The sequence below is a fragment of the Novosphingobium anseongense genome, assembly GCF_037482895.1.
Taxonomy (GTDB): Bacteria; Pseudomonadota; Alphaproteobacteria; order Sphingomonadales; family Sphingomonadaceae; genus Novosphingobium; species Novosphingobium anseongense.
In genome coordinates this window covers 20,476-39,274 of sequence record NZ_JBBHJZ010000009.1, presented here as the reverse complement: position 1 = coordinate 39,274, position 18,799 = coordinate 20,476, and the positions used below count along the sequence as shown (strand labels likewise).

Sequence of the window (18,799 nt, the reverse complement as noted above, 5' to 3'; positions counted from 1 at the left end):
CCATGGCAATTTTGTGTTCAGGGAGTTTGATAACTTGTCCGTCCTGCGATCGATAAGACGCGTCCCCGCCTCCGCGCTGCGAACATTCCTGGGCCACGAAGCCGCCGGCGGTCTGATCCTGATGGCGGCGGCAGCGCTCGCACTGGTCCTCGCGAACAGCGATCTCGCCCCGGCATTCGCTGCCGTCCTCCACCTACCAGTCGGCCCGCTCTCGCTGCTTCACTGGATCAACGATGGTCTGATGGCCGTCTTCTTCCTGCTCGTGGGGCTCGAGATTAAACGCGAGCTCGTCGATGGGCATCTCTCATCCTGGTCGGATCGGGCGCTTCCGTCGATCGCGGCCTTCGCCGGAATGGCCGTTCCAGCGCTGGTTTACCTCGTGATTGTCGGCCGCACACCGGGCCTTGCGCCAGGCTGGGCCATCGCCTCGGCAACGGACATCGCCTTTGCGCTCGGTGTCATGTCGCTTCTCGGGCGCCGTGTGCCCGCATCGCTCAAGCTCTTTCTGACCACGGTCGCCATCGTCGACGACATGGGGGCCGTCGTTATTATCGCCCTGGCCTATACCCAAGCGATCGGCGGCCCGGCCTTATTGGCCGCAGGCATCCTGCTCAGTGTCATGTTCGTTCTCAATCGCGCGGGTGTCACGGCCCTCTGGCCCTACCTGCTTCTCTTCGCGATGCTGTGGGTGGCCGTACTTCTTTCGGGCATCCACGCAACGATCGCCGGCGTCCTTGCGGCGAGCCTCGTGCCCATCCGCGCCAGCCCCGCTGCGCCGGATGCCGAGGATTCGCCATTGCATCGCCTGGAGCACCGGCTCCACCCCTGGGTCGCATTCGTCATCGTGCCCGTCTTCGGCCTGGCCAATGCCGGTGTCTCGCTCGTGGACGTGACGATGGGGGATTTGCTCGCGCCCTTGCCGCTCGCCGTCGCGGCAGGCCTGTTTCTCGGCAAGCAGGTCGGGGTCCTGGGTGCGGTCGCCTTCTGCGACCGGCTCGGACTTGCCTGCCGGCCCGGCCATGCAAGCTGGGTGCAAATCTACGGCACCGCGCTGCTGTGCGGCATTGGCTTTACCATGAGCTTGTTCATCGGCGGGCTCGCCTTCGACAATACCGCGCTCGTCGATGAAGTGAAGATCGGCGTGCTCGGTGGCTCAATCCTTTCCGGCATCGCTGGCTTTCTGGTCCTGCGGTTCGCTTCGCAGCCCAGGATCGGAGAAGCAAAGTGATGTCGAAAGCGCGTTTCAGGCCGCGCCGGGCTCGCGCGCTTCTGAGGCTATATGGTCTGGGGGCCGTGGTCATGCGACGGCGCGCGGCCTTCCTTGGGGGGGCGATCCTCGTCGGCCTTGCAGCGCTGCTATTCGCTCGGCTCGCCGACGCGGCGGGAGAGCTGTTCCATCACATCGTCGCCCGCTGGTGGTGGGCGCCGATGGTGGTGACGCCATTCGGCTTCGTCGCCCTGGTCTGGATGACGCGCCGGATCGCGCCCGAGGCCGCTGGGTCGGGTATTCCGCAGACCATGGCGGCGACCCGCCACCCCGAGCGCGGGATGGAGCATCTGTTATCGGCGCGGACCGTCCTGACGAAGCTCGTCCTCACGATCGCGGCGCTCCTGTGTGGAGCTTCGGTGGGACGCGAAGGCCCGACCGTACAGGTCGCTGCCTCGATCATGGGCCACGCCCACCGGCTCATGGCCGTGCCGATCCGCGCCTCGGTATACATTGCGGGTGGTGCAGCGGGCGTGGCGGCCGCATTCAATACGCCTTTGGCAGGCGTCGCCTTCGCGATCGAGGAGCTTGCCGCCGCCTATGAGCAGCGCATGACACTGCTCGTCATGGCAGCGGTCCTCATCGCCGGCATGGTTAGCCTCGGCCTGGCGGGCGACTACGTCTATTTCGGCGCGATGGGGCAGACACTGACCGTCGGTCAGGCGCTCGTGGTCGCTCCGGTCGCCGGCGTCCTCGGTGGCCTCCTCGGGGGACTTTTCTCGCGCGCCATGCTCGCCGTTGGCGCCTCTCGTGCTCGGCCGCTTGCCTGGCTTCGGGCACATCCGCTGCATCTCGCCGGTCTTTGCGGACTGGTCGTGGCAGCGCTCGGCCTGCTCACAGGGATCACCTGGGGGACCGGCTACGCCACGGCCCATGCGATCATTTCAGGCACGGACGCGCCTTACTGGTTTGGTCCAGCCAAGATGCTTGCGACGCTCGCGACTGCCGTGTCAGGCTTGCCGGGCGGCATATTTGCGCCCTCGCTCTCGGCCGGCACCGGCGTGGGCTATGTTCTGAGCATGCTGTTTCCAGACTGCCCCGCTGGCGCCGTGGTTCTCCTGGGCATGGTAGCCTATTTCACGGGGATCGTGCGCGCGCCGCTCACCGCGGTGATCATCATTGCCGAGACGACCGCCAGTCGCGGGCTGATGATGCCCTTGCTCGCGGCGGCGCTCGTCGCCGATTTCGTTGCTCAGTTCGTGTGTCGCGAGCGCCTCTATCATGCTCTGTCGCTGCGGTTCTCCGCGGATAATGTGCGATGATCGAGCTGAGGCGCGCCGACCAGCAGGGAGAAACGAGGTTTCGTGGCGTCATGTCGCGGCACCATTTCTGCTATGGTCCCTACCAGTCGCCCAACCGGATAAACTGGGGGCGTCTGCGCACTTTCAATCGCCTCGAGGTCGCGCCGGGTGGGGAGCGCGGGCCGAATTTCCTGGGCGCTATGGAAGTCCTGCTGATCGTCGAAACGGGGGCCGCACTCGTCCAGTGTGGCGGCGAGAGGATCCTCGCGCGACCAGGCGAGATCGTCCACTTGCGCATGCGCGGCGGCGATGATTTCGGGCTCGTCAATCGCGGGTCGCAAGTGGCCGGTCTCACAGAATTGTGGCTCACCTCGGACGAGTGGTCAGGGCCTTCGCAAATGTCGCACCAACGGTGGCACCACACCGAGGGCCTTATCGCTTCCTCCAGTGTCGAAGACGCCCCCGCGATTTTGCTCGAAACCGGTGCCAGCCTTCGTTTTGTACAGTCAGAGGCAGCCGGGCGCTTCTGCTCCGTGCCGCTTGGCTCGCGTCATGCCTATATTTGCGCCATGGCAGGGAGCATCCTGGCCTGCGATGTCGAACTCGGCGCGAACGACGCTCTGGCGCTTGCCGATGAGCCTCGGGCCGATCTCACCATGCGTGCTGGAGCGACTTGCCTGGTCCTGGAATGCTGACGCGCGAAAAGGCGGGCGACTTACGCACGCCGACCGAACTGGCGGTGCCGCCGCTGTCGATGTTGCGCTTCGCTTGGGGGTGAACCCATTTTTACTGGTTAGCCCGGCGCAGCGTGCTTTCCCGGACTTCGTTGTCGGCGGATTGTGCCCGCTCGGTTAGTTGCCGTGTTTTCACCGCATTTGCATGGCCTTGGCTGATGGCGCGGCGTGACCACATTTGCCGAACGTTGAACATGCGGGGCGGTAGGTCCCATGGAGAATCGGCAAATGGATGCAGGAGCTGACACCGAAAAGATGGGCGGCGACCGTATTGTCGTCGTCATCGATGGTTCGGCGAACACCGAGATGGCGGTGTGGCTCGGCCGTGACCTCTCTCGCATCTCCAATGTCCCCTGGGAGGCCATCCTTCCCGTGACGCGGTCCGTTGAAACTTCGCGCGACGACGGTCGCGGCGCCGAGGCCCTGACCCTCGCCGTTCGGCTGGGCGCGAGCGTATCGCATGTACCGGCCGCAACGACCGCGGATGCGATCGCGGGGCACATATCGGGCTATTCGCGTCCTCACGTCGTGCTGGCGCTCTCGCCGCGAAGTCTAGTCGAGCGAATGCGCGCTCCCTCGCTCGCGCAAAGCCTCGTCCTGCGTCGCCCTGACTTGGTGGTGCACATGGTCGCCGGTGACGGCGCGCCGCGAAATAGACGGGCGGCGGAATCGCCCCAATCCGCCATCGCCTATGTCGTCGCAGCCTTGGCCGCCTGGGCCATGCTTGCCTTGGTGTTCCTTCTCGAGCGTGCGACGGGTACCAGCTATTTCAGCCTGCTTTTCCTGTTCCCGGTGATCACCGTAGCCGCGCGGGCCGGATTCTGGCCGGCACTTTTTGCCGCATTCGTGTCGGCGGCGGGCTTCAACGTCCTTTTCCTGGCGCCCGTGACCGCCTTCGATCCCTTGGCGGCCCAGACTTGGCTCATGTTCGCAGCCCTTGCCGGCATCGCCCTCTACACATCCTGGCTGACCGGCACACTGCGCGATCGCCTCCTTCTCAGCGACAGGAGCGCTCAGGAGAGCGCGGCGCTTGCCAGTTTCGCCCAGCATCTGACCCGGGTTGCCGACTGGGGAGCGACAGCCCAGGTCGTCGCTCGCGACATCGGAAGCCTGATGCACGTACACGCTCTCGTCGCACGCGAGATCGATGGCCGTCTCAGCGTGATCGCGTCGCATCCCTGTGAGGTCGAGCTCGATCCGCTCGACCACACTGCGCTCGATTGGGTCCGGGAGCGGGGAGAACCCGCCGGGAGCGGGACGGGCAGGATCTCGGAGGCCAGTTGGCAGTTTCATCCGCTCGCGACGTCGCTGGGAACCCTCGCGATCCTCGGCCTCGCCCGCGAGGATGGCCGGGACCCCGTCTCGCCCGAGAGGCGTGTCCTGCTTGCGACGGCGATCGCCCAGGCGGCACTCGCACACGAACGCTTGCGCTTGGAGGACATTGCGCGCGACCAGGCGGACGCGTCTCAAATTGCCGGCACCCATGGATAAATAAGGGGGCCGGGGGAGCAGCCAGTCTTGCAACTCACGCTCGAGAGCCGCCGAGCCTCGACGCGCATCGCCCGGCCGAAAACTTCGCGGACGGCGATCGGCTGGTGATGTGCGAAAGGAACCGGTGGACGACGAAGGGAACCGCCATGCCATGGCCATTGTTCCACACAGGATCGCCGCCGACGAGGATGCTCGCACGGATGATCACCAGGAGCCTCGCTCCAGTGGCGAGGCTCCCTTCCGGCAAAGCTTGGAGGCGGGGCATGTGGCGGGTCATCGCAAAACATGAGGCCATTGGCAGGTCGCAGACCCGTCATACCATCGTCGAGATGGGCGAGGGGGCCGACCGCGACTTCATATTGCAGGACGGCCGCGCTCTCACGCGCCAACAAGATGGAACCTTCCTCATTGCCGAAAACGGTGAAATCCTCAGGCTGTCTTTCCCTATAGTCTAGTCCGCCTCGGGCGGCCGGTTGGATGGCCCGCGTGGCGCAGGCGCGGCACCATCGTCCCCGTATTCTTGGTCAAAAAACCGCACTCGCCGATCGGCTATTTTGGATCCGCCGGCGTCGCCCGCGATCGGAACCGGTCAGGCATGCGGGCTCTCGCTTCACCGCTCCGTCATCGCTTCGCTCAGGATCTTGCGGATCGGTCTGGTCAGATAGTGCCAGACCGTGTCGCGGCCGGTCTGGATTTCCGCTGTTGCGGTCATCCCGGGCTGGATCTCGATCGCCTCGCCAGGCAGGTGCGGCTTCATGACGCGCGTGTCGACTGAACTGTGGACACGGTAGTAGACCTGGTCGCCAGCAGGCGTTCGCTCCGTCAAGGTGTCGGGGCTGACATAGGTGACTTTGCCGATGGCCGAACCGTAGATCGAGCTGTCATATGCGTCGAACTTGACCGATGCTTCTTGGCCCACGCGGATATAGGCGATGTCGCGCGGGCTCATCTTGGTCTCGAGCACCAGCTGGTCATCGCTCGGGACGATCGAGAGTACCTCTTCCGAAGGGCGCAAGACGCCCCCGACCGTGGTCACGCGGACGTTCCTTACCACCCCGTCGACCGGCGAAGCGATTTTGGTGTCGGTAAGCGCGTCGCTGCGCTGGGCAAGCATTTCGCGCGCGGAGACGAGGTCCTCCTCGGTCCGGGTATATTCCGCCTGGAGGTCCTGAATGTACCGATTGCGCACGTTGACCATCTTCGACTGGATGTCGGATACGCCGCGCTGGAGCCGCAGCATGTCCGCGCGGCTGACATCGCCCTGCTTGAGCAGAGGCAGGTTCATGTCGAACTCCTGCTTCATCAAAGTCAGCATAGCCTGCAGCGCTTCCAGGTGATCCTTGAGAGCCTGCTGGCGCTTTTGATAGAGCAGGGTCTGGTTAGCGACGAATTCAGGAAAAGCCTGAACTTCGGACGGGAAGATCAATGGGCGGTCGAACAACTCGGCGTTGATGCGCGCCATCGAGCTCATCAAGGACGCGACCTTCCCGCGCGCGTCGCCGACCGCCGCGGTGATCTTCACGGCATCGAGCTCGACCAGGACCTGTCCTTTGCGGACCCTGTCGCCCTCGCGTACGCGAATGGCCTCGATCTTGCCGCCATCGGTCGTCTGGACGACCTGGACTCGGCCGGTCGGAATGATTTGCCCGGGCGCACGTGCCACTTGGTCAAGCTGGGCCCAGAACGACCAGGCCAGTGCCAACGTGAAGAAGGCGCAGATCATCAGGATGAGCAGGGAGGGCCGGCCAAACCACCGAAGTCGAAGACCTTTTACAGTACTGAATGTCGGATACCCGGCGGATTGCTTATGGTGTCCTTGCAGCAGCATCGCCATCATTCGTTTCCTCGGACTGGCGCGATAGAGCTGGCGGTCCAGTCCGCCTTCGGTCGGTCGAGCTTGGGCCAGCGTGCGGAATTTCGGTTGGCTAAGCGCCGATCGTCAGGCGTGATCTCGTGTCGCCGATGCCTGCGGGCACGCGACCTCTTCGCGGACCGATCGATAGTGTTCGCGCAGCCGGCCGACGCTTTCCATCGCAAAGACCTCGCCGAATTCGGCGAGCGCGATACAGGCACGCTTGTCGTCTTTCAGGCTGTGCATGGCCTGGGCGAGAAAAAGCAGACTGTCGGGCGCGCGCGCGCCTTGCTTGGCGCTCCTGTAATTATCGAGAAACCAGGTCGCCGCCTCGCGCGGCTTGCCCTCGTCGAGGAAGGCGCGGCCAAGCAGGTTCCTGGCGAAGCTGATGCGGCCGTGCCGGGGATATTTGGCGAGAAATAACTTCAGTTGCTGCCGCGCTTCGGGATAGAGACCGGCCTGCCACAAGCGAAACCCATAGCTGTAATCGTCGTCGGCTGGGTCGCTTGTGCGGGGCTTGACGATCGCGCGAACCCGATCGAGCCGATTGGGGGAGGGGCCTGCGGGTGCTGTCGTGTCGACAGCCGTCAGAGCGGGCGGGACCGGTTTCGATGTGGGCAGGGCGGGGACAGCCGTCGAGAGTTTGTCGCCGCGAACTGCCTGCTCGTTCGCGACCATTGCGCTTTCGATCTTTGCAAGCCGCTCATTTACCTCACCCAGCCTGGCCGTCAGCCGCGCGATGTGCCGGCTCGCACTTTCGAGGCGGAGCGAGATATCGGTTGCGGGGTTGCTGGCTGCGCGGCCGGGGACGGTCCTGCGGGTCGGTGCATTGGTGAACTCGGGCGTGAAAATCTTTTCGCCGCCAGCGCCGGGGAAGACCTTGCGCTGCAGGGCGCGGATTTCAGCTTCCATCTTCTGCATCCGCGGCTCGCCGGACCTCTGCTGTCCGAGAGCTGGACTGGCGGCGACGAGCAAAATGGCCGCCAACGGTCGGCAGAACCGAATTCCGGTTCGCAAGGGCGTTGCGGACTTGCCAAACTTCAAGGAAATCTGACCACGCCCGCGGCAGGGCAGGGACGATTCAGCGTTCAAGGAGATACTCCAGCTCGAACCAGCCGAGGAGCATAATCCCGAGCCCAAGGATTGCAGCGATGATGATCAATTCGATTTTGCTGAGTCCGTGCACCTGACATGCTCTTCTTGAAGGACCGCTGACGATCATCAGCGGTATCGTCGCTGCCGCAGTTTGCGGCACCGCTGCGAGGCTGGCGGAACCTGACCCGCGCTTGATCGCGCGTTCTGGTGATCCTTTCCGAGATCCCGATACCCGGTCTGTAAGTTTTGTGTTATCGAATGTTCTGAACCTTAAATTCGGAGTTGCTTAACCGAAATGGATGTACCGACCGCACGCACCTTCCTCGCCGCCGCCGCGACGGGCAGTTTCGTGGCGGCTGCGCGCCGCGTTCACGCCAGTCCGCCGACCGTTACTGAGCGCATAAAGCAGCTGGAGCACGTGCTGGGAGCGAGGCTGTTTGATCGTGATCGCCGCGGTTGCAGGCTGACAGCCACCGGGCGGCGACTTGTCGAACCGGCAAAGGCGATGGTCCGGGCTTGGGATGAAGGATGTGCGCGCGTCGCCCTGCCGCCTACGTTCGAGGCGGTCATCCGGTTAGGAGGGCAGCACGCGCTCTGGCCATCCTTGCTGATACCCTGGCTGGGCGAGGTCCGTGACCAGTTTTCGAGTCTGGCTGTCAGCGCTCTTGCTGCCGCTCCCGCGCAGCTCAACCGTGCCATCGAGGAAGATGAGCTCGACATGGTGTTCCTCTATGATCCCGTTCAGCGCCTTGGCGTGCGCGTCGAAGAACTGGCCCCCGACAAACTCGTGCTCGCGACGGCGCGGCCGGGGTTGGATTGGAAAGAGAACTTCGTGCGTCTGAATTGGGGCAGGAGCGCCAGCGACGCTTTAATGGCCCGGCTCGATGAGTGGCCTTCGGCCGGCCTTGAATTGGATCTCGGGGCCCTGTCGCTGCAGTGGCTCGTCGACATGGGGGCGAGCGGTTTCGTACCGGAACGCATGGCCCGGCCCTATTTTGCCAAGGGCCTGCTGGAGCCAGTCGAGGACATGCCATCGATCGATTTCTCACCCTACGTATGCTGGCGCAGCTCGATGGACGAGGGACTGGCGGCCAGACTGGTGGATCTGGCAAAGCGCGGCATGACGACCTGACGAGGCCTCCGCCCTCGGCGGCTGCGCTCTTCGCCGATCTTGCGTCACCGGTCTAGCCGCCGCCCGCCGCGACTGCCCGCGGGCAGAGCCCGGCCGGCATTTTGCGGCAAGAACTCGATTTCAGGGGTGGGCGTTAGCGGCTGACGCACGGCGCCAACTGGCGGGGGGGTGTCCGAATCCCCTGCTAACCACCGGGGAGAACGCGCTTTTCGTCGAATATCGAAGCGCGATGGCGATATCGAGAAACTACGGTCCGAGCCTGACAGGCCGTGGGAGGCCAGGCTGCGGGACGTCGTCGAGATCGTTGGCATGGGTCGTGCCGTCCTGGACGAGCAGCCGCTGGAGTGCTCGTGGATAGAGGCCGAGCTTGGCCGACACGTGCTTGATCGTGGTGATACTTTTACTCAAATAGTCTTGGACAACGCGGTCTACCTCATCGCTGGTCGAGCTTGCGCCGCGCCTCCCCGAAAACAGGTCGACGGCATGGCAGGCCAGATGCGCGTCGGCCGAGCGGATCGGCAGGGCTAGCGCTGTTGAGCTGCATAGGATGCCTTTGAAGTGACTCTCGAATTGAATCTGCGTGCGAAAAACTGGCGATGGACGGCAGCTTGCGGAATTGAGCTCACTGCGCCGACTGTCGTTGCCGCCGATGGCCCGGTTCCATCACCGGCTGACGACGGCAGTAACTTTGGTAAACCCGAATGGTTGGTTTGGGTATTTTTGCATGGCCGCGGCGTTCCTTTCGACTATTTCGAAGGTCCCAAGGGGGACAGAAGGCAGGCCGTCAGATCCCCGGCCTTGGCTTTTGCGGGCTGCGTCGGACTGGCGTGTGGTTCGGCGCAGCTTCGCGGAGGCGCGGCGCGCGAATTTTGTGACTAGCAAGTGCCGACGATATGCGGCCGAGGCCGATGAAATGCCGGGATTCGAGGACGTTGCCCGCGATGAGACAGGTCGCCTCGGCTCGCCTGTGGTGACTTGTCCCGGCGCCGCCGCGGAGGGGGTAATGTGGGGACTGACACTATGTCTCTCGACGAAAGTGAACTGCGCAGTCATCTCATGGATCTGGTGGGGATCCGCTCCCCTATCGTCGCCGCGGCGCTGTTGCAGCTCGTCGTCGAACTGCGCCTGGCCGAAGTCTTGGATACCAAGGGGCTCGAGCGCATCAAGGAGGCGATAGTCGCTGCCGCGGTGCAGAGGCGCCCATCACATCGATTTGCTGCCGATTTCGAGATGGAGGTGCGGGCAAAGCTGGATCGCCTCATCGCTGGATCCGAAGCGCGAAAAGGCTGAGGTGGCCGAAATACGCTTTCATCGCAACTTCGATGAGCGAATCCGTCCGAGCCTGCCAACATGCCCCATTCCTCGGCCATGGCCGAGAATATGAAATCGGTATGCGACTCAGAGAGATAGTTGAGGTGGCTTTGCGAGCCTTTGATAAAATCTTTGCCGAATAGGCCGGCCGAACCCAGTGCGATCTTGACTGCGTGATGAGGTAGCTCGCTTGGAGCGGATCGCTCTCCGAGTCCATGAACACAAGGACGCGGCGTTTCTGGCGGTCGCGAAGCAGCGACCAGGCGAGCTGAGCAATTGCTAGGACGGCAATCTCGCCGCCCACAAATCGGCGAAGTGGCAGGCCGCCCATGAACATGATGAGCAGGCCCGCCATGGTGATTATAATAATGGCAGTGCCGAGATCGGGTTGCAGCACGACAAGAGCGGCCGGCACGCCGACCATAAGCGCAGGCGCGATGAGGGCCGAGGACGCCACGGTTGCAAGCGGTGGAAGTAACGCCAGGCTAGCAAAGAGGCCTCCTCTCCCACTGCCTCTATGAGTTGCCAGCTAATGACCGGGGCTCACGCCGAGCCACCCAACCATACCGCTTCGTGTTGCAGGCGCCGCTGATAGTCCGGCTCCGCCAAAGCGCGACGCAAGGACTGCGCACGGTTCGTCACAGCCTCTTGATTGAAGCCGTGCAGCTGGCGCTGGGCAAGTAGCTCCAAACGCTCGATGAAGGTTCCGACGGTTGCAAGACGCTCGGGATCCTCGCAGGCGATCGCGATTTCGCCGAGAGCATTCAGGAAATTGAGCGCAGCGACCATGTCGCCGGCACAGTATTGCGCGAGCGCACCGAAACCTCGGTCCATAAAATGGCTGAATGTCTGAGGCCGCGCCACGACCCGCAGCGCTCCGCTTTCGTCCTCGCGCAGATGCGATGGGACGTCTCGGCCTGACAATTCCGTCATAGCAGCGCCGAGCCAGTCCAGGCAGGTCACAGCAGTAAAGGGATCGTTTACTCCCGGAGACAGGGCGCGCGCGGCAATCTCGACCAACTCATCGATGAGGAAGCGCAGATCCTGCAGCGCCGTGCGCTGCGAACCGATGGCGAAGGCGTCCGACAACTTTCGGCAAATATCACCGTCGCAGCCTTCAGGCGGCCATGCTTCCAGCAGTGCACGCCCCCGATGCACAAAGTCGCCTGGCTGATAGCGCAGACGCAAAACGAGGTCATGTTCCGCCGCGAGCGCGAGCAGATCCTCGTCACGCATGACCTGGATATAGCCCGTGCTCCGCGCCGTTACCAGTTTGCCGTTCGAGGCATCCCCATCGCTGGTGTCGCGGCAGAGGGCCGGCGACGTTGGAACGCCCTCTCCGGTTTCGGTACCTTTCGGCTTGCCAACAAAGCGGGGAAAGCGATGTTCGACCTCGTTTAGCAAGAGTTGCCCGACGTCTTCGATCACGCTGTTGATGTGAAGCTTACTTGGAACATGATGGATGAAGAAAATGAGCACTGCGATCGAGCAGATCGCCAGGAGCACTGCGACGAGCAGCGCAACGTTGGGGACGAAACCGACGCCGCCGGCTTCCTCCGGGGAGCGGATCGTGCGCAGGACGATAAGACAATAGAGGAACGTCGCGATGAAGGTTCCCAAGGTCACCTGATTGCCGCGATCGCGCATGAAATTGCTGAGGAGGCGAGGGCCGTACTGGCCCGAGGCATAGACCACGGCGGCTATGGTCACCGAGAACACGGTGCCGGCCACGGTGATCATCGAACCGCCGATGGCCGCAAGAACCTGGCGCGCTCCGCTAGGGCGGGAAGCGTAGAACCAGGCGAAGCGGTCCATCCATGCCGACCCTTCGTGGCTGTCGAGCCAGATCATGCACCCCGCGAGCAGGACGGCAGCACAGGCCATGATCGAAGGCAGGAACCAGTAGCTTTGCTGAAGCATGTCCCTGACACGCAGAATGCGCGCCCTCATGCCGAAGCGCCCTGCGGCAGAGCGGTCCTCGCACCAGCGCTTTGCCTCGATATAACACTGAAACTTCCGTCGGTCTCAAGCACGACAGCGGCGACGGCTGCTAGATCGCCTATCCCCGCGCCGCGAACGGCGGCCTCAATTTCCCCTCGCACGACGCGCTCGTCGCGCAGCGCCTGCTCGATGAATTGGCCATCGCGAAAAAGAATGCGGGGGTTCGATTTCACCAGACGCGAAATGAGCTTGTAGCGTCGGGCACTCAAAGCCACGGCAAGCTGCAACAGTGCCAGCAGGGCAAAGGTCAGCAGACCTTCAACCAGCGCGACGTCCTTGGTCAGGATTACTGTCGCTAAAGTGGAACCTAAGCCAACCGTGACCACGAGGTCGAAGGCGTTCATCTTGGCAAGCGTGCGTTTGCCGCTCAGGCGTAAAATGAGGATCAGGGCGGGATACGATATCACCGCCATGACGATCACGCGTACAAGACCCTGCCACGTATCGAATAGCATTGGCATCCTTCCTCCGTGCCTATCTGCGCAGTTGCTGCGGCCCAAGCCGACGATCACCATGAGGTGCGGCCATGACCAAAAAGCGACCTTGCCACCGAAGACGTTTCCGTTGTCCGGCGAGTGTCCGGCGAGGCGGGGCGAGCACAACGGTCGATAACGAGCGTGTCATCTCGCTGCGGCACGAACATGTCTCAGGACGCAACGTCCCAATGACAGGAAAGTCCCAGAGGAAAGCGACGGGTGCTAATGGTGTCCACTGGGGATCAATTCCGGCGTTAGATCATTGTGATTTCATAATGACATTTCCGACGAAACTATCCGCAGCTCTGCTGGGATCGCTGGTGCTGTTTGGCGGCCCGTACGTCAACGCGGCCCCTGTCTCGGCGTCATCAGGCTCGGTTGCCGATACCGACATGTCGCGGGGTCTTCGTGGTCTTGCTGCCGACGATGCAGCACGACGCCTCTACGAGCACACGGGCTATCGCCGGGTCTGGACCAGCGACGCCGAAGCGGCCCTGATCGCACGCCTCAGCAATCGCCGGATACATGGTCTCGACCATGTGGATTTCGGTCCGATACCCCAACCTGACGACGATCGCCTGACCCGAGAGATTAAGCTCTCCCGCATAGCCTTGGCCTATGCTTCGGCTTTGGCGCAGGGGCTTGTCGATCCCACCAGCCTCCACTCCATCTACACGCTGCCGCGCCCCGATATAGACGTGCCCGAAGCCCTTGCGAACGCGCTGAAGGAGAAACGATTCGCCGCCTGGGTCGACAGCCTGCCGCCGACAGATGCGGAGTACCTCGGGCTGTCGCAAGCCTATCTCGACTACCAGCGGCGAGCAGTGGAAGACGTCAGGGCGCGCTTGCCTGCCGATGGCGTCATCCGCATGGGTGACACCGATCCGCGGATCGATGCCATAGCTGCGCAGCTCATCGCAAATGACTACGTTGCCGCGGAGACCTTTGAGTCGAGCGTCTCTGACGTCCAAGCCTTACCGACCTACACTCCGGCACTCGAAGCCGCGATCAAGCAGGTGCAGCGGGATTATGGGATTGCCGATGATGGGGTAATCGGCCCCGACACATTCGAAGTCTTGAACCTGAGGCCCGCAGACCGGGCTCGCAGTCTGTCGGTTGCCCTCGAGCGGCGCCGCTGGACAACGCGTACGCGGCCTGAGACGCGCATCGACGTGAACATTGCAGCGGCTCGTTTGCGCTATGTGCGGAATGGAGAGCTCGTTGATGAGCGCAAGGTCATTCTCGGAAGCCCTGATCGCGAAACTCCGCTGCTGCAGTCGCCGATGTTCCGGCTCGTCGCGAACCCTAGCTGGACCATTCCAAAGTCGATTCAGAACACCGAGCTGGCCTACGTTGGGAGAGATTACCTCCGCCGCCGAAACATGGTGTTGAGGGGAGGCTGGATCGTGCAAAGACCCGGCCCTGGCAATGCGCTCGGCCAAGTGAAGTTCGACATGCACAACCGCCACGCCATTTACCTGCATGACACCGCCAACCCGGGGCTCTTCGCCCGCAGCGAGCGTTATCTGAGCCACGGCTGCGTACGCGTCGAGAATGCGCTCGAATTCGCCGAGCTCATTGCAAAGGATCAAAACGTCCTGGCGTCCTGGCTGGACGCACGCAACTCGGGGCAAGAACGCTACGTCGATCTGCCCCAAAATATTGAGGTCCGTCTCCTGTACCGCAATGTCTTCATCGATAGCGCTGGCGAGCTCACATTCCGCACTGATCCGTATGGCTGGAACGAGCCGATTGCAGTGCGCCTGGGCTTCGGCGATGGACCCCGGAAACTGCGGCCCATGGTCGATGACCTGAGCCCGTAGCGGCGCCAGTGAATGCATGCGAGAGCTCAAAGTCTGCGACACGTGAGGTCGCCTGCAGATCGGCACTCGCTCGCGCCCTGCCACCGTACGCACACTAGTGGATAGGTCGCAGGGTATCGACGCCGGCCATCTCGTCGGTTTCAGGTCGGGGCGGGGCGCTTCGGCCATCGCGATATGAAGGCAGGACGGGAGCATCGCGTCCTGAGGGAGCGGCCTCGAGCCTTGCGATTTCTCGCTTCATCTCGGCAATTTCCCGCACCTGCGCGTCGATGATCCGATCGGCCAGCAATCGAACGTGGGGATCTCGGATTTTCGTCCGTTCGCTGGTCATAATGGCGATCGAGTGATGGGGGATCATCGCCGCATGTAGCTGAGGTCATCGACGGTGGCCTGGCTGCGAACGAGCCACAGCGACATGGCGAAGACAATCTCAGCGCTCAGGCTGATGGCTATATTCGCCCGGCGATTTTTATACATGCGCCACATGAAAGCGATCATGATCAGCGCCATGACCGCTCCCATCAGGAGCGCCATCCACATTCGGGTCTGGCTGAACGACACGTGCCCCAATGCGTAGGTATTGAGGTACATGAGACCGAACATGACAACGGTGGACGTCGCGATCATAGCCCCGAAGCGACTGTAGCTTATATGCCGGCTCCTTTAAAAGCCAACGCGTCCATTGGGCTTCAGTTGCGGACCAGTGCCGCTGTTCGCGAGGGCGCGACCTAAGCGACATGCGAAAATTGACGCTCGAGCCAGCCGCCGGGACTACCGCTCCTTCGCGGCTACAATGACCAACTTTCCCATGGCGGTAGCACTCGGCGAAGGTCCCACCATTCTGGCTCCCTATCTTGCCACTGAGCACCTTCCTCCGGCCAGGTATCCCGCAGTTCCGCCTCGGCCTTGCGGGCCTCGGCCGCCACGATCTGATCGCTCAGGGCAACCGTCATAAAGTCATGCCAGATTTTGGCCGGTATGCCCCCGCCCGTCACGGTCTTCATTGGGGCTTCGTTGTCGTTTCCGACCCAGACGCCCACAACCAGATCTTCAGAAAAGCCGACGAACCATGCGTCTCGGTGATCCTGGGTCGTTCCCGTTTTGCCGAAAGCCGGAAGCGGCAGTCTTGCCGCGGTTCCGGTGCCGTCCTCTACGACGGCATTTAACATGCCGAGCAGCGCCGCGCGCTCATCGTAACCCATCTCCGTCCGTGCCTGGAAATCATCGTCAGCGGGCATCCCAATGGGCCTTACCGGGTAGGACCCCGCGGCAACGCTAGCGTAGGCTCCAGTAAGTTCGAGCAGCGTGGTTGGTGACGTCCCCAGGGCAATGCTCGGCAAAGGCTTGATGTTGGCGCGCAGGCCAAGATCATGCGCTGCCTGGATGACCTCTTCACGGCCCACCTGTTCCGACAGGCGCACCGCGGCGACGTTGCTCGATTGCGCAAAAGCACGGGTGAGGGGGATTGGACCCGCGTATCGGTTGGAATAGTTTTTGGGCGTCCAGCCTGCGACAGTCAGCGGCCGATCGTTGACGAGCGTCTCGCTGTCGGCACCGTTTCGAAGCGCAGCGAGATACACGAACAGTTTGAAGGCAGAGCCCGGCTGACGCTCTGCCTGGACCGCCCGGTTAAACTGCGAGGTGCGATAGTCTCTGCCCCCGACCATGGCCACCACGGAGCCATCGGTGCGCATGGCGACGAGGGCGACCTGCCCATCCTTCCCAAGGTTGCGGGCCTGCCCGATCGCCTTCGAAACCACGGCCTCAGCGGATCTCTGGAGGTTGCTATCCAGCGTGGTTTTGACGACCATGTGGCCGTAGCCCGTTGTCGCGCCGGCGAGCGCTTGGGGCGCCACCCAATCAGCAAAATAGCCGCCCGACAGAAACGGCAGCGTCGCTTGCGGTTCGGCCGCTATGACACGGTCCGCTTCCTGCCTGGTCAACTGACCGGTTTCGGCCATCGCTGCCAAAACTAATTCGGCGCGCGCCTGCGCATCTGCGAGATGACGCGAGGGGGCAAGTCGAGAAGGCGCGTTGACGACCCCGGCCAGCATCGCCGCTTGGGCTAGGTCGAGTTCTTGCGGACCTCTGCCGAAATAATGCATCGCTGCAGCGCCGAGGCCGTAGGTCCCGTCGCCAAAGTAAGCGCGGTTGAGATAGGCTGAGAGAATTTGCGTCTTGGTGTATTGATGCTCCAGTCGCAGCGTGACGAGGGCTTCGCGGAGCTTGCGGCCAAAGCTGCGATCGCTGCCGACGAAGGCCATCTTGGCCAATTGCTGCGTGATCGTGCTCCCGCCTTGGTCCGCCCCTTCGGTCAGCATGTTCGATGCGGCCGCACGGGCTATGCCGCGAAAGTCGAGACCGCCGTGATTGTAAAACCGCCTGTCCTCAATAGCCACGAAGGGCGCCACCACATGCGGTGGCAATTGTGCGGCGTCGACGGGGGCTTCGCGGTAGGCCCCTTTTCGAGCGAAAGGCTGACCTTGCGCATCCAGAAGGATCAGAGAAGGGCGGATGCCCGTTTCTTGTTCCAATGACAGGCTGGTGCCAAACTGCACCCAGGCCAAGATCGCGAGCAATCCCGTCAATCCAGCCAGCGCAGCGATGCCAATGACTTGCCGGCCATGACCTAGGACGAAAATACGTTGCAATCCAAATCCTTAATTCGCGCCAGTAATACCTGGGGGCAAAGCTTGCCGGTGCAATGACGGTTTACAATTTGCTACAAAACGCTCCGCCGTGCCCTAAGTGTGATGGCGTGAGCTGGCCGCCACATCGCGTGATCTCTTCGATCTCGGACTAAGCACCATCCTACACGCCAGGCTAAACCACTTAGGGATACTCGAGGCGGGCATCAGGTGATCGACCAAGCACTTGGCGCGGCATGCGACCTTCCCACGGCATGCCACTCAGCAACTTCTCCAGATAGCCCGGCATGGTTGGACCTCGCTGTGCGAGCTTATAACTTAAGCGTCAGCTTTATCCGATGGGAATGTTTTCACCTCTTGCATCGGACGGCTGCACCCTGACGCTGGGCGCTGTTCGAGAACCGAATAGCGGGGGGCGTTACCGGCCATGCCGACCGTCGGGATGAGGTCTCTCGACGGGGCTCAGTCCTCATCTGCGACCTTAATATCCTTGCCGAGTAGCGTACGTACGTAAACCCGCTGTACCATCACAAAAACCACTACCGTCAGCGGTGCGGCCAGCAGGACGCCAAGGAAGCCGAATAACACGCCTGCGGCCACTACAGCGAAGAGCAACACGGCTGGCGGAACATCGACCGCGTGCTTCTGGATCATCGGCTGAAGAAAGTTGCCCTGAAGCTGCTGAACCAGCAGAAAGAGGCCTATCGTCCACAGCGCCGTCGCGGGCGATACGGTGAAGGCGAGCAGTACCGCAGGCACGCCCGCGATGATCGGACCGATCATCGGAATCACGTCGAGCAACCCTGCGATCAGGCCAAGGCCGCCGGATGCCGGCACGCCTAGCGCAGTGAGCCCACCCCAGGTGAGTGCTGCTACAACCACCGAAGACACCGCCTGCCCGACCATCCAACCATTCAGGCCGTGCGACGCGTCGTCCAATGCCGTCGCGACCGTAGCTTCGGCACGGCGCGGCATGAGGAGCAGCAACCCGCGACGGTAAACCGCCGGATCGCTCGCGACGAAAATCCCCCCGACGAATACAAGGACGAAATTGGCCAAGCTGTTGCCCAGCGTTAATGCGTAGCCCCCCGCCTGCGAAAGCAATTCGGAGAGGTCGCCGCTGCCTTGCTCCAACATGTCCCGGGCAGGCTCCCCGAGCCCAACCCGCTCCAGGAAACTGCGAAGCTGGTCAATGGCGGGAGGAATGCTCTCATGGATCGTGTCGAACTCACCTGCTAGCTGCGTGCCGAACATGGCGAACACGCCACCGATAACTGTAAGCAGGACTACGACGGACAGCGCCAGGGCAAACCCGCGCCTCATGTGCGTGAAGCGGCGGACCTGACGGGTCATGGCATCGAAGATCGCTGCCAACACAAGCGCCGCGAAGACGAGAAGCAGAAAGCCGCTGAGTTTCACCACCAGCCACGCCACCGAGATAATCGCCACGATCATGACGGTGGCGGCTGCAATCCGTCCGAAGTCCGGCGAGCGATCGTGGCGTTCGTCGCCTTGCGCCATGATCAAGTCCGAGGAGGCTTTTAAGGACATGTTCACAACGCCTCATCTGATTTTGCAAATCGCCGCTGGGCGAAGCGCTCGTTATGAGCCAACCCGTTCGCTAAAGACAGCAACATGTTCGGGCGCCTTAGCCGCACGACTTTCTTCGCGGCCCTCCATCCCAGATCGAAGTCGAACCCGATGGTTCCGGAGCCTCGGTCCGCCGTC

The 18,799-nt window shown here is 62.6% G+C and carries 16 protein-coding genes and 2 pseudogenes; 8 read left to right on the top strand and 10 right to left on the bottom strand.

Features of this window, described 5'->3' with window-relative positions:
• Window positions 1-34: 34 nt before the first annotated feature.
• The 5 genes from nhaA (at window position 35) to WG901_RS22975 (ending at window position 5,188) form a co-directional block, all read left to right on the top strand.
• Window positions 35-1,228: a Na+/H+ antiporter NhaA gene (gene nhaA / locus WG901_RS22995; protein ID WP_339589478.1), complete on the top strand. Its 1,194-nt coding sequence runs from the start codon at window positions 35-37 to the stop codon at window positions 1,226-1,228.
• Between the two features lie 71 nt (window positions 1,229-1,299).
• Window positions 1,300-2,529, top strand: a complete 1,230-nt coding sequence (locus tag WG901_RS22990; protein ID WP_417603958.1) for a chloride channel protein — start codon at window positions 1,300-1,302, stop codon at window positions 2,527-2,529.
• Window positions 2,526-3,203, top strand: coding sequence for a cupin domain-containing protein (locus WG901_RS22985; RefSeq protein ID WP_339589476.1), 678 nt, complete (start codon window positions 2,526-2,528; stop codon window positions 3,201-3,203). Before WG901_RS22990 ends, WG901_RS22985 begins: the two co-directional genes overlap by 4 nt.
• Window positions 3,204-3,470: 267 nt before the next feature.
• Window positions 3,471-4,733, top strand: coding sequence for a DUF4118 domain-containing protein (locus WG901_RS22980; RefSeq protein WP_339589475.1), 1,263 nt, complete (start codon window positions 3,471-3,473; stop codon window positions 4,731-4,733).
• A 263-nt stretch (window positions 4,734-4,996) separates the two neighbouring features.
• Window positions 4,997-5,188 carry a hypothetical protein gene (locus WG901_RS22975; RefSeq protein ID WP_339589474.1) on the top strand — a complete coding sequence of 64 codons (192 nt, stop codon included), beginning with the start codon at window positions 4,997-4,999 and terminating at the stop codon, window positions 5,186-5,188.
• 155 nt (window positions 5,189-5,343) lie between these two features.
• Here WG901_RS22975 and WG901_RS22970 read toward each other — a convergent pair whose 3' ends face one another.
• From WG901_RS22970 to WG901_RS22960, 3 genes are all read right to left on the bottom strand, one after another.
• The gene (locus WG901_RS22970) at window positions 5,344-6,567 is read right to left on the bottom strand and encodes an HlyD family efflux transporter periplasmic adaptor subunit (RefSeq protein WP_339589473.1); all 1,224 of its coding nucleotides are present in this window, start codon (window positions 6,565-6,567) and stop codon (window positions 5,344-5,346) included.
• A 105-nt stretch (window positions 6,568-6,672) separates the two neighbouring features.
• Window positions 6,673-7,506, bottom strand: a complete 834-nt coding sequence (locus tag WG901_RS22965) for a tetratricopeptide repeat protein (RefSeq protein ID WP_339589472.1) — start codon at window positions 7,504-7,506, stop codon at window positions 6,673-6,675.
• A 160-nt stretch (window positions 7,507-7,666) separates the two neighbouring features.
• The gene (locus WG901_RS22960; protein WP_339589471.1) at window positions 7,667-7,807 is read right to left on the bottom strand and encodes a hypothetical protein; all 141 of its coding nucleotides are present in this window, start codon (window positions 7,805-7,807) and stop codon (window positions 7,667-7,669) included.
• 168 nt (window positions 7,808-7,975) lie between these two features.
• Here WG901_RS22960 and WG901_RS22955 point away from each other — a divergent pair, with 168 nt between their 5' ends.
• Window positions 7,976-8,812 (top strand): LysR family transcriptional regulator, encoded by an 837-nt coding sequence (locus tag WG901_RS22955; RefSeq protein ID WP_339589470.1) that lies wholly within the window; start codon window positions 7,976-7,978, stop codon window positions 8,810-8,812.
• Window positions 8,813-9,058: 246 nt separating this feature from the next.
• On the opposite strand, the gene WG901_RS22950 is transcribed toward WG901_RS22955, so the two are convergent.
• Window positions 9,059-9,220, bottom strand: coding sequence for a hypothetical protein (locus WG901_RS22950; RefSeq protein ID WP_339589469.1), 162 nt, complete (start codon window positions 9,218-9,220; stop codon window positions 9,059-9,061).
• A 612-nt stretch (window positions 9,221-9,832) separates the two neighbouring features.
• Here WG901_RS22950 and WG901_RS22945 point away from each other — a divergent pair.
• Window positions 9,833-10,102 (top strand): hypothetical protein, encoded by a 270-nt coding sequence (locus WG901_RS22945; protein ID WP_339589528.1) that lies wholly within the window; start codon window positions 9,833-9,835, stop codon window positions 10,100-10,102.
• Between the two features lie 116 nt (window positions 10,103-10,218).
• On the opposite strand, the pseudogene WG901_RS22940 reads toward WG901_RS22945, so the two are convergent.
• The 3 genes and pseudogenes from WG901_RS22940 to WG901_RS22930 form a co-directional block, all read right to left on the bottom strand.
• Window positions 10,219-10,547: pseudogene (locus WG901_RS22940) on the bottom strand (FtsW/RodA/SpoVE family cell cycle protein); the annotation flags it as partial.
• A gap of 119 nt (window positions 10,548-10,666) precedes the next feature.
• Window positions 10,667-12,043, bottom strand: coding sequence for a DUF2254 domain-containing protein (locus tag WG901_RS22935; protein ID WP_339589468.1), 1,377 nt, complete (start codon window positions 12,041-12,043; stop codon window positions 10,667-10,669).
• A gap of 26 nt (window positions 12,044-12,069) precedes the next feature.
• On the bottom strand, window positions 12,070-12,579 hold the full coding sequence (locus WG901_RS22930; RefSeq protein ID WP_339589467.1) for a DUF421 domain-containing protein: 510 nt from the start codon (window positions 12,577-12,579) through the stop codon (window positions 12,070-12,072).
• A 296-nt stretch (window positions 12,580-12,875) separates the two neighbouring features.
• On the opposite strand from WG901_RS22930, the gene WG901_RS22925 reads away from it, so the two are divergent.
• Entirely contained in the window at window positions 12,876-14,423 is a 1,548-nt protein-coding gene (locus tag WG901_RS22925; RefSeq protein ID WP_339589466.1) for a L,D-transpeptidase family protein, read from the top strand.
• Window positions 14,424-14,517: 94 nt separating this feature from the next.
• On the opposite strand, the pseudogene WG901_RS22920 reads toward WG901_RS22925, so the two are convergent.
• The 3 genes and pseudogenes from WG901_RS22920 to WG901_RS22910 all read right to left on the bottom strand — a co-directional run bounded on the left by WG901_RS22920 (window position 14,518) and on the right by WG901_RS22910 (window position 18,592).
• Window positions 14,518-15,050, bottom strand: a pseudogene (locus WG901_RS22920) (DUF305 domain-containing protein).
• 161 nt (window positions 15,051-15,211) lie between these two features.
• Window positions 15,212-17,074, bottom strand: coding sequence for a transglycosylase domain-containing protein (locus tag WG901_RS22915; RefSeq protein WP_339589465.1), 1,863 nt, complete (start codon window positions 17,072-17,074; stop codon window positions 15,212-15,214).
• Between the two features lie 459 nt (window positions 17,075-17,533).
• The gene (locus WG901_RS22910) at window positions 17,534-18,592 is read right to left on the bottom strand and encodes an AI-2E family transporter (protein ID WP_339589464.1); all 1,059 of its coding nucleotides are present in this window, start codon (window positions 18,590-18,592) and stop codon (window positions 17,534-17,536) included.
• Window positions 18,593-18,799: the final 207 nt, after the last annotated feature.

Bases quoted from the DNA above. Each gene is read 5' to 3' on its own strand.
- WG901_RS22945 (WP_339589528.1), top strand. From the start codon at position 9,833: ATGTCTCTCGACGAAAGTGAACTGCGCAGTCATCTCATGGATCTGGTG.
- WG901_RS22925 (WP_339589466.1), top strand. From the start codon at position 12,876: ATGACATTTCCGACGAAACTATCCGCAGCTCTGCTGGGATCGCTGGTG.
- WG901_RS22960 (WP_339589471.1), bottom strand. From the start codon at position 7,807: ATGATCGTCAGCGGTCCTTCAAGAAGAGCATGTCAGGTGCACGGACTC.
- WG901_RS22980 (WP_339589475.1), top strand. From the start codon at position 3,471: ATGGATGCAGGAGCTGACACCGAAAAGATGGGCGGCGACCGTATTGTC.
- WG901_RS22965 (WP_339589472.1), bottom strand. From the start codon at position 7,506: ATGCAGAAGATGGAAGCTGAAATCCGCGCCCTGCAGCGCAAGGTCTTC.
- WG901_RS22930 (WP_339589467.1), bottom strand. From the start codon at position 12,579: ATGCTATTCGATACGTGGCAGGGTCTTGTACGCGTGATCGTCATGGCG.
- WG901_RS22935 (WP_339589468.1), bottom strand. From the start codon at position 12,043: ATGCTTCAGCAAAGCTACTGGTTCCTGCCTTCGATCATGGCCTGTGCT.
- WG901_RS22955 (WP_339589470.1), top strand. From the start codon at position 7,976: ATGGATGTACCGACCGCACGCACCTTCCTCGCCGCCGCCGCGACGGGC.
- WG901_RS22910 (WP_339589464.1), bottom strand. From the start codon at position 18,592: ATGGCGCAAGGCGACGAACGCCACGATCGCTCGCCGGACTTCGGACGG.
- WG901_RS22985 (WP_339589476.1), top strand. From the start codon at position 2,526: ATGATCGAGCTGAGGCGCGCCGACCAGCAGGGAGAAACGAGGTTTCGT.
- WG901_RS22975 (WP_339589474.1), top strand. From the start codon at position 4,997: ATGTGGCGGGTCATCGCAAAACATGAGGCCATTGGCAGGTCGCAGACC.
- WG901_RS22970 (WP_339589473.1), bottom strand. From the start codon at position 6,567: ATGGCGATGCTGCTGCAAGGACACCATAAGCAATCCGCCGGGTATCCG.
- WG901_RS22990 (WP_417603958.1), top strand. From the start codon at position 1,300: ATGCGACGGCGCGCGGCCTTCCTTGGGGGGGCGATCCTCGTCGGCCTT.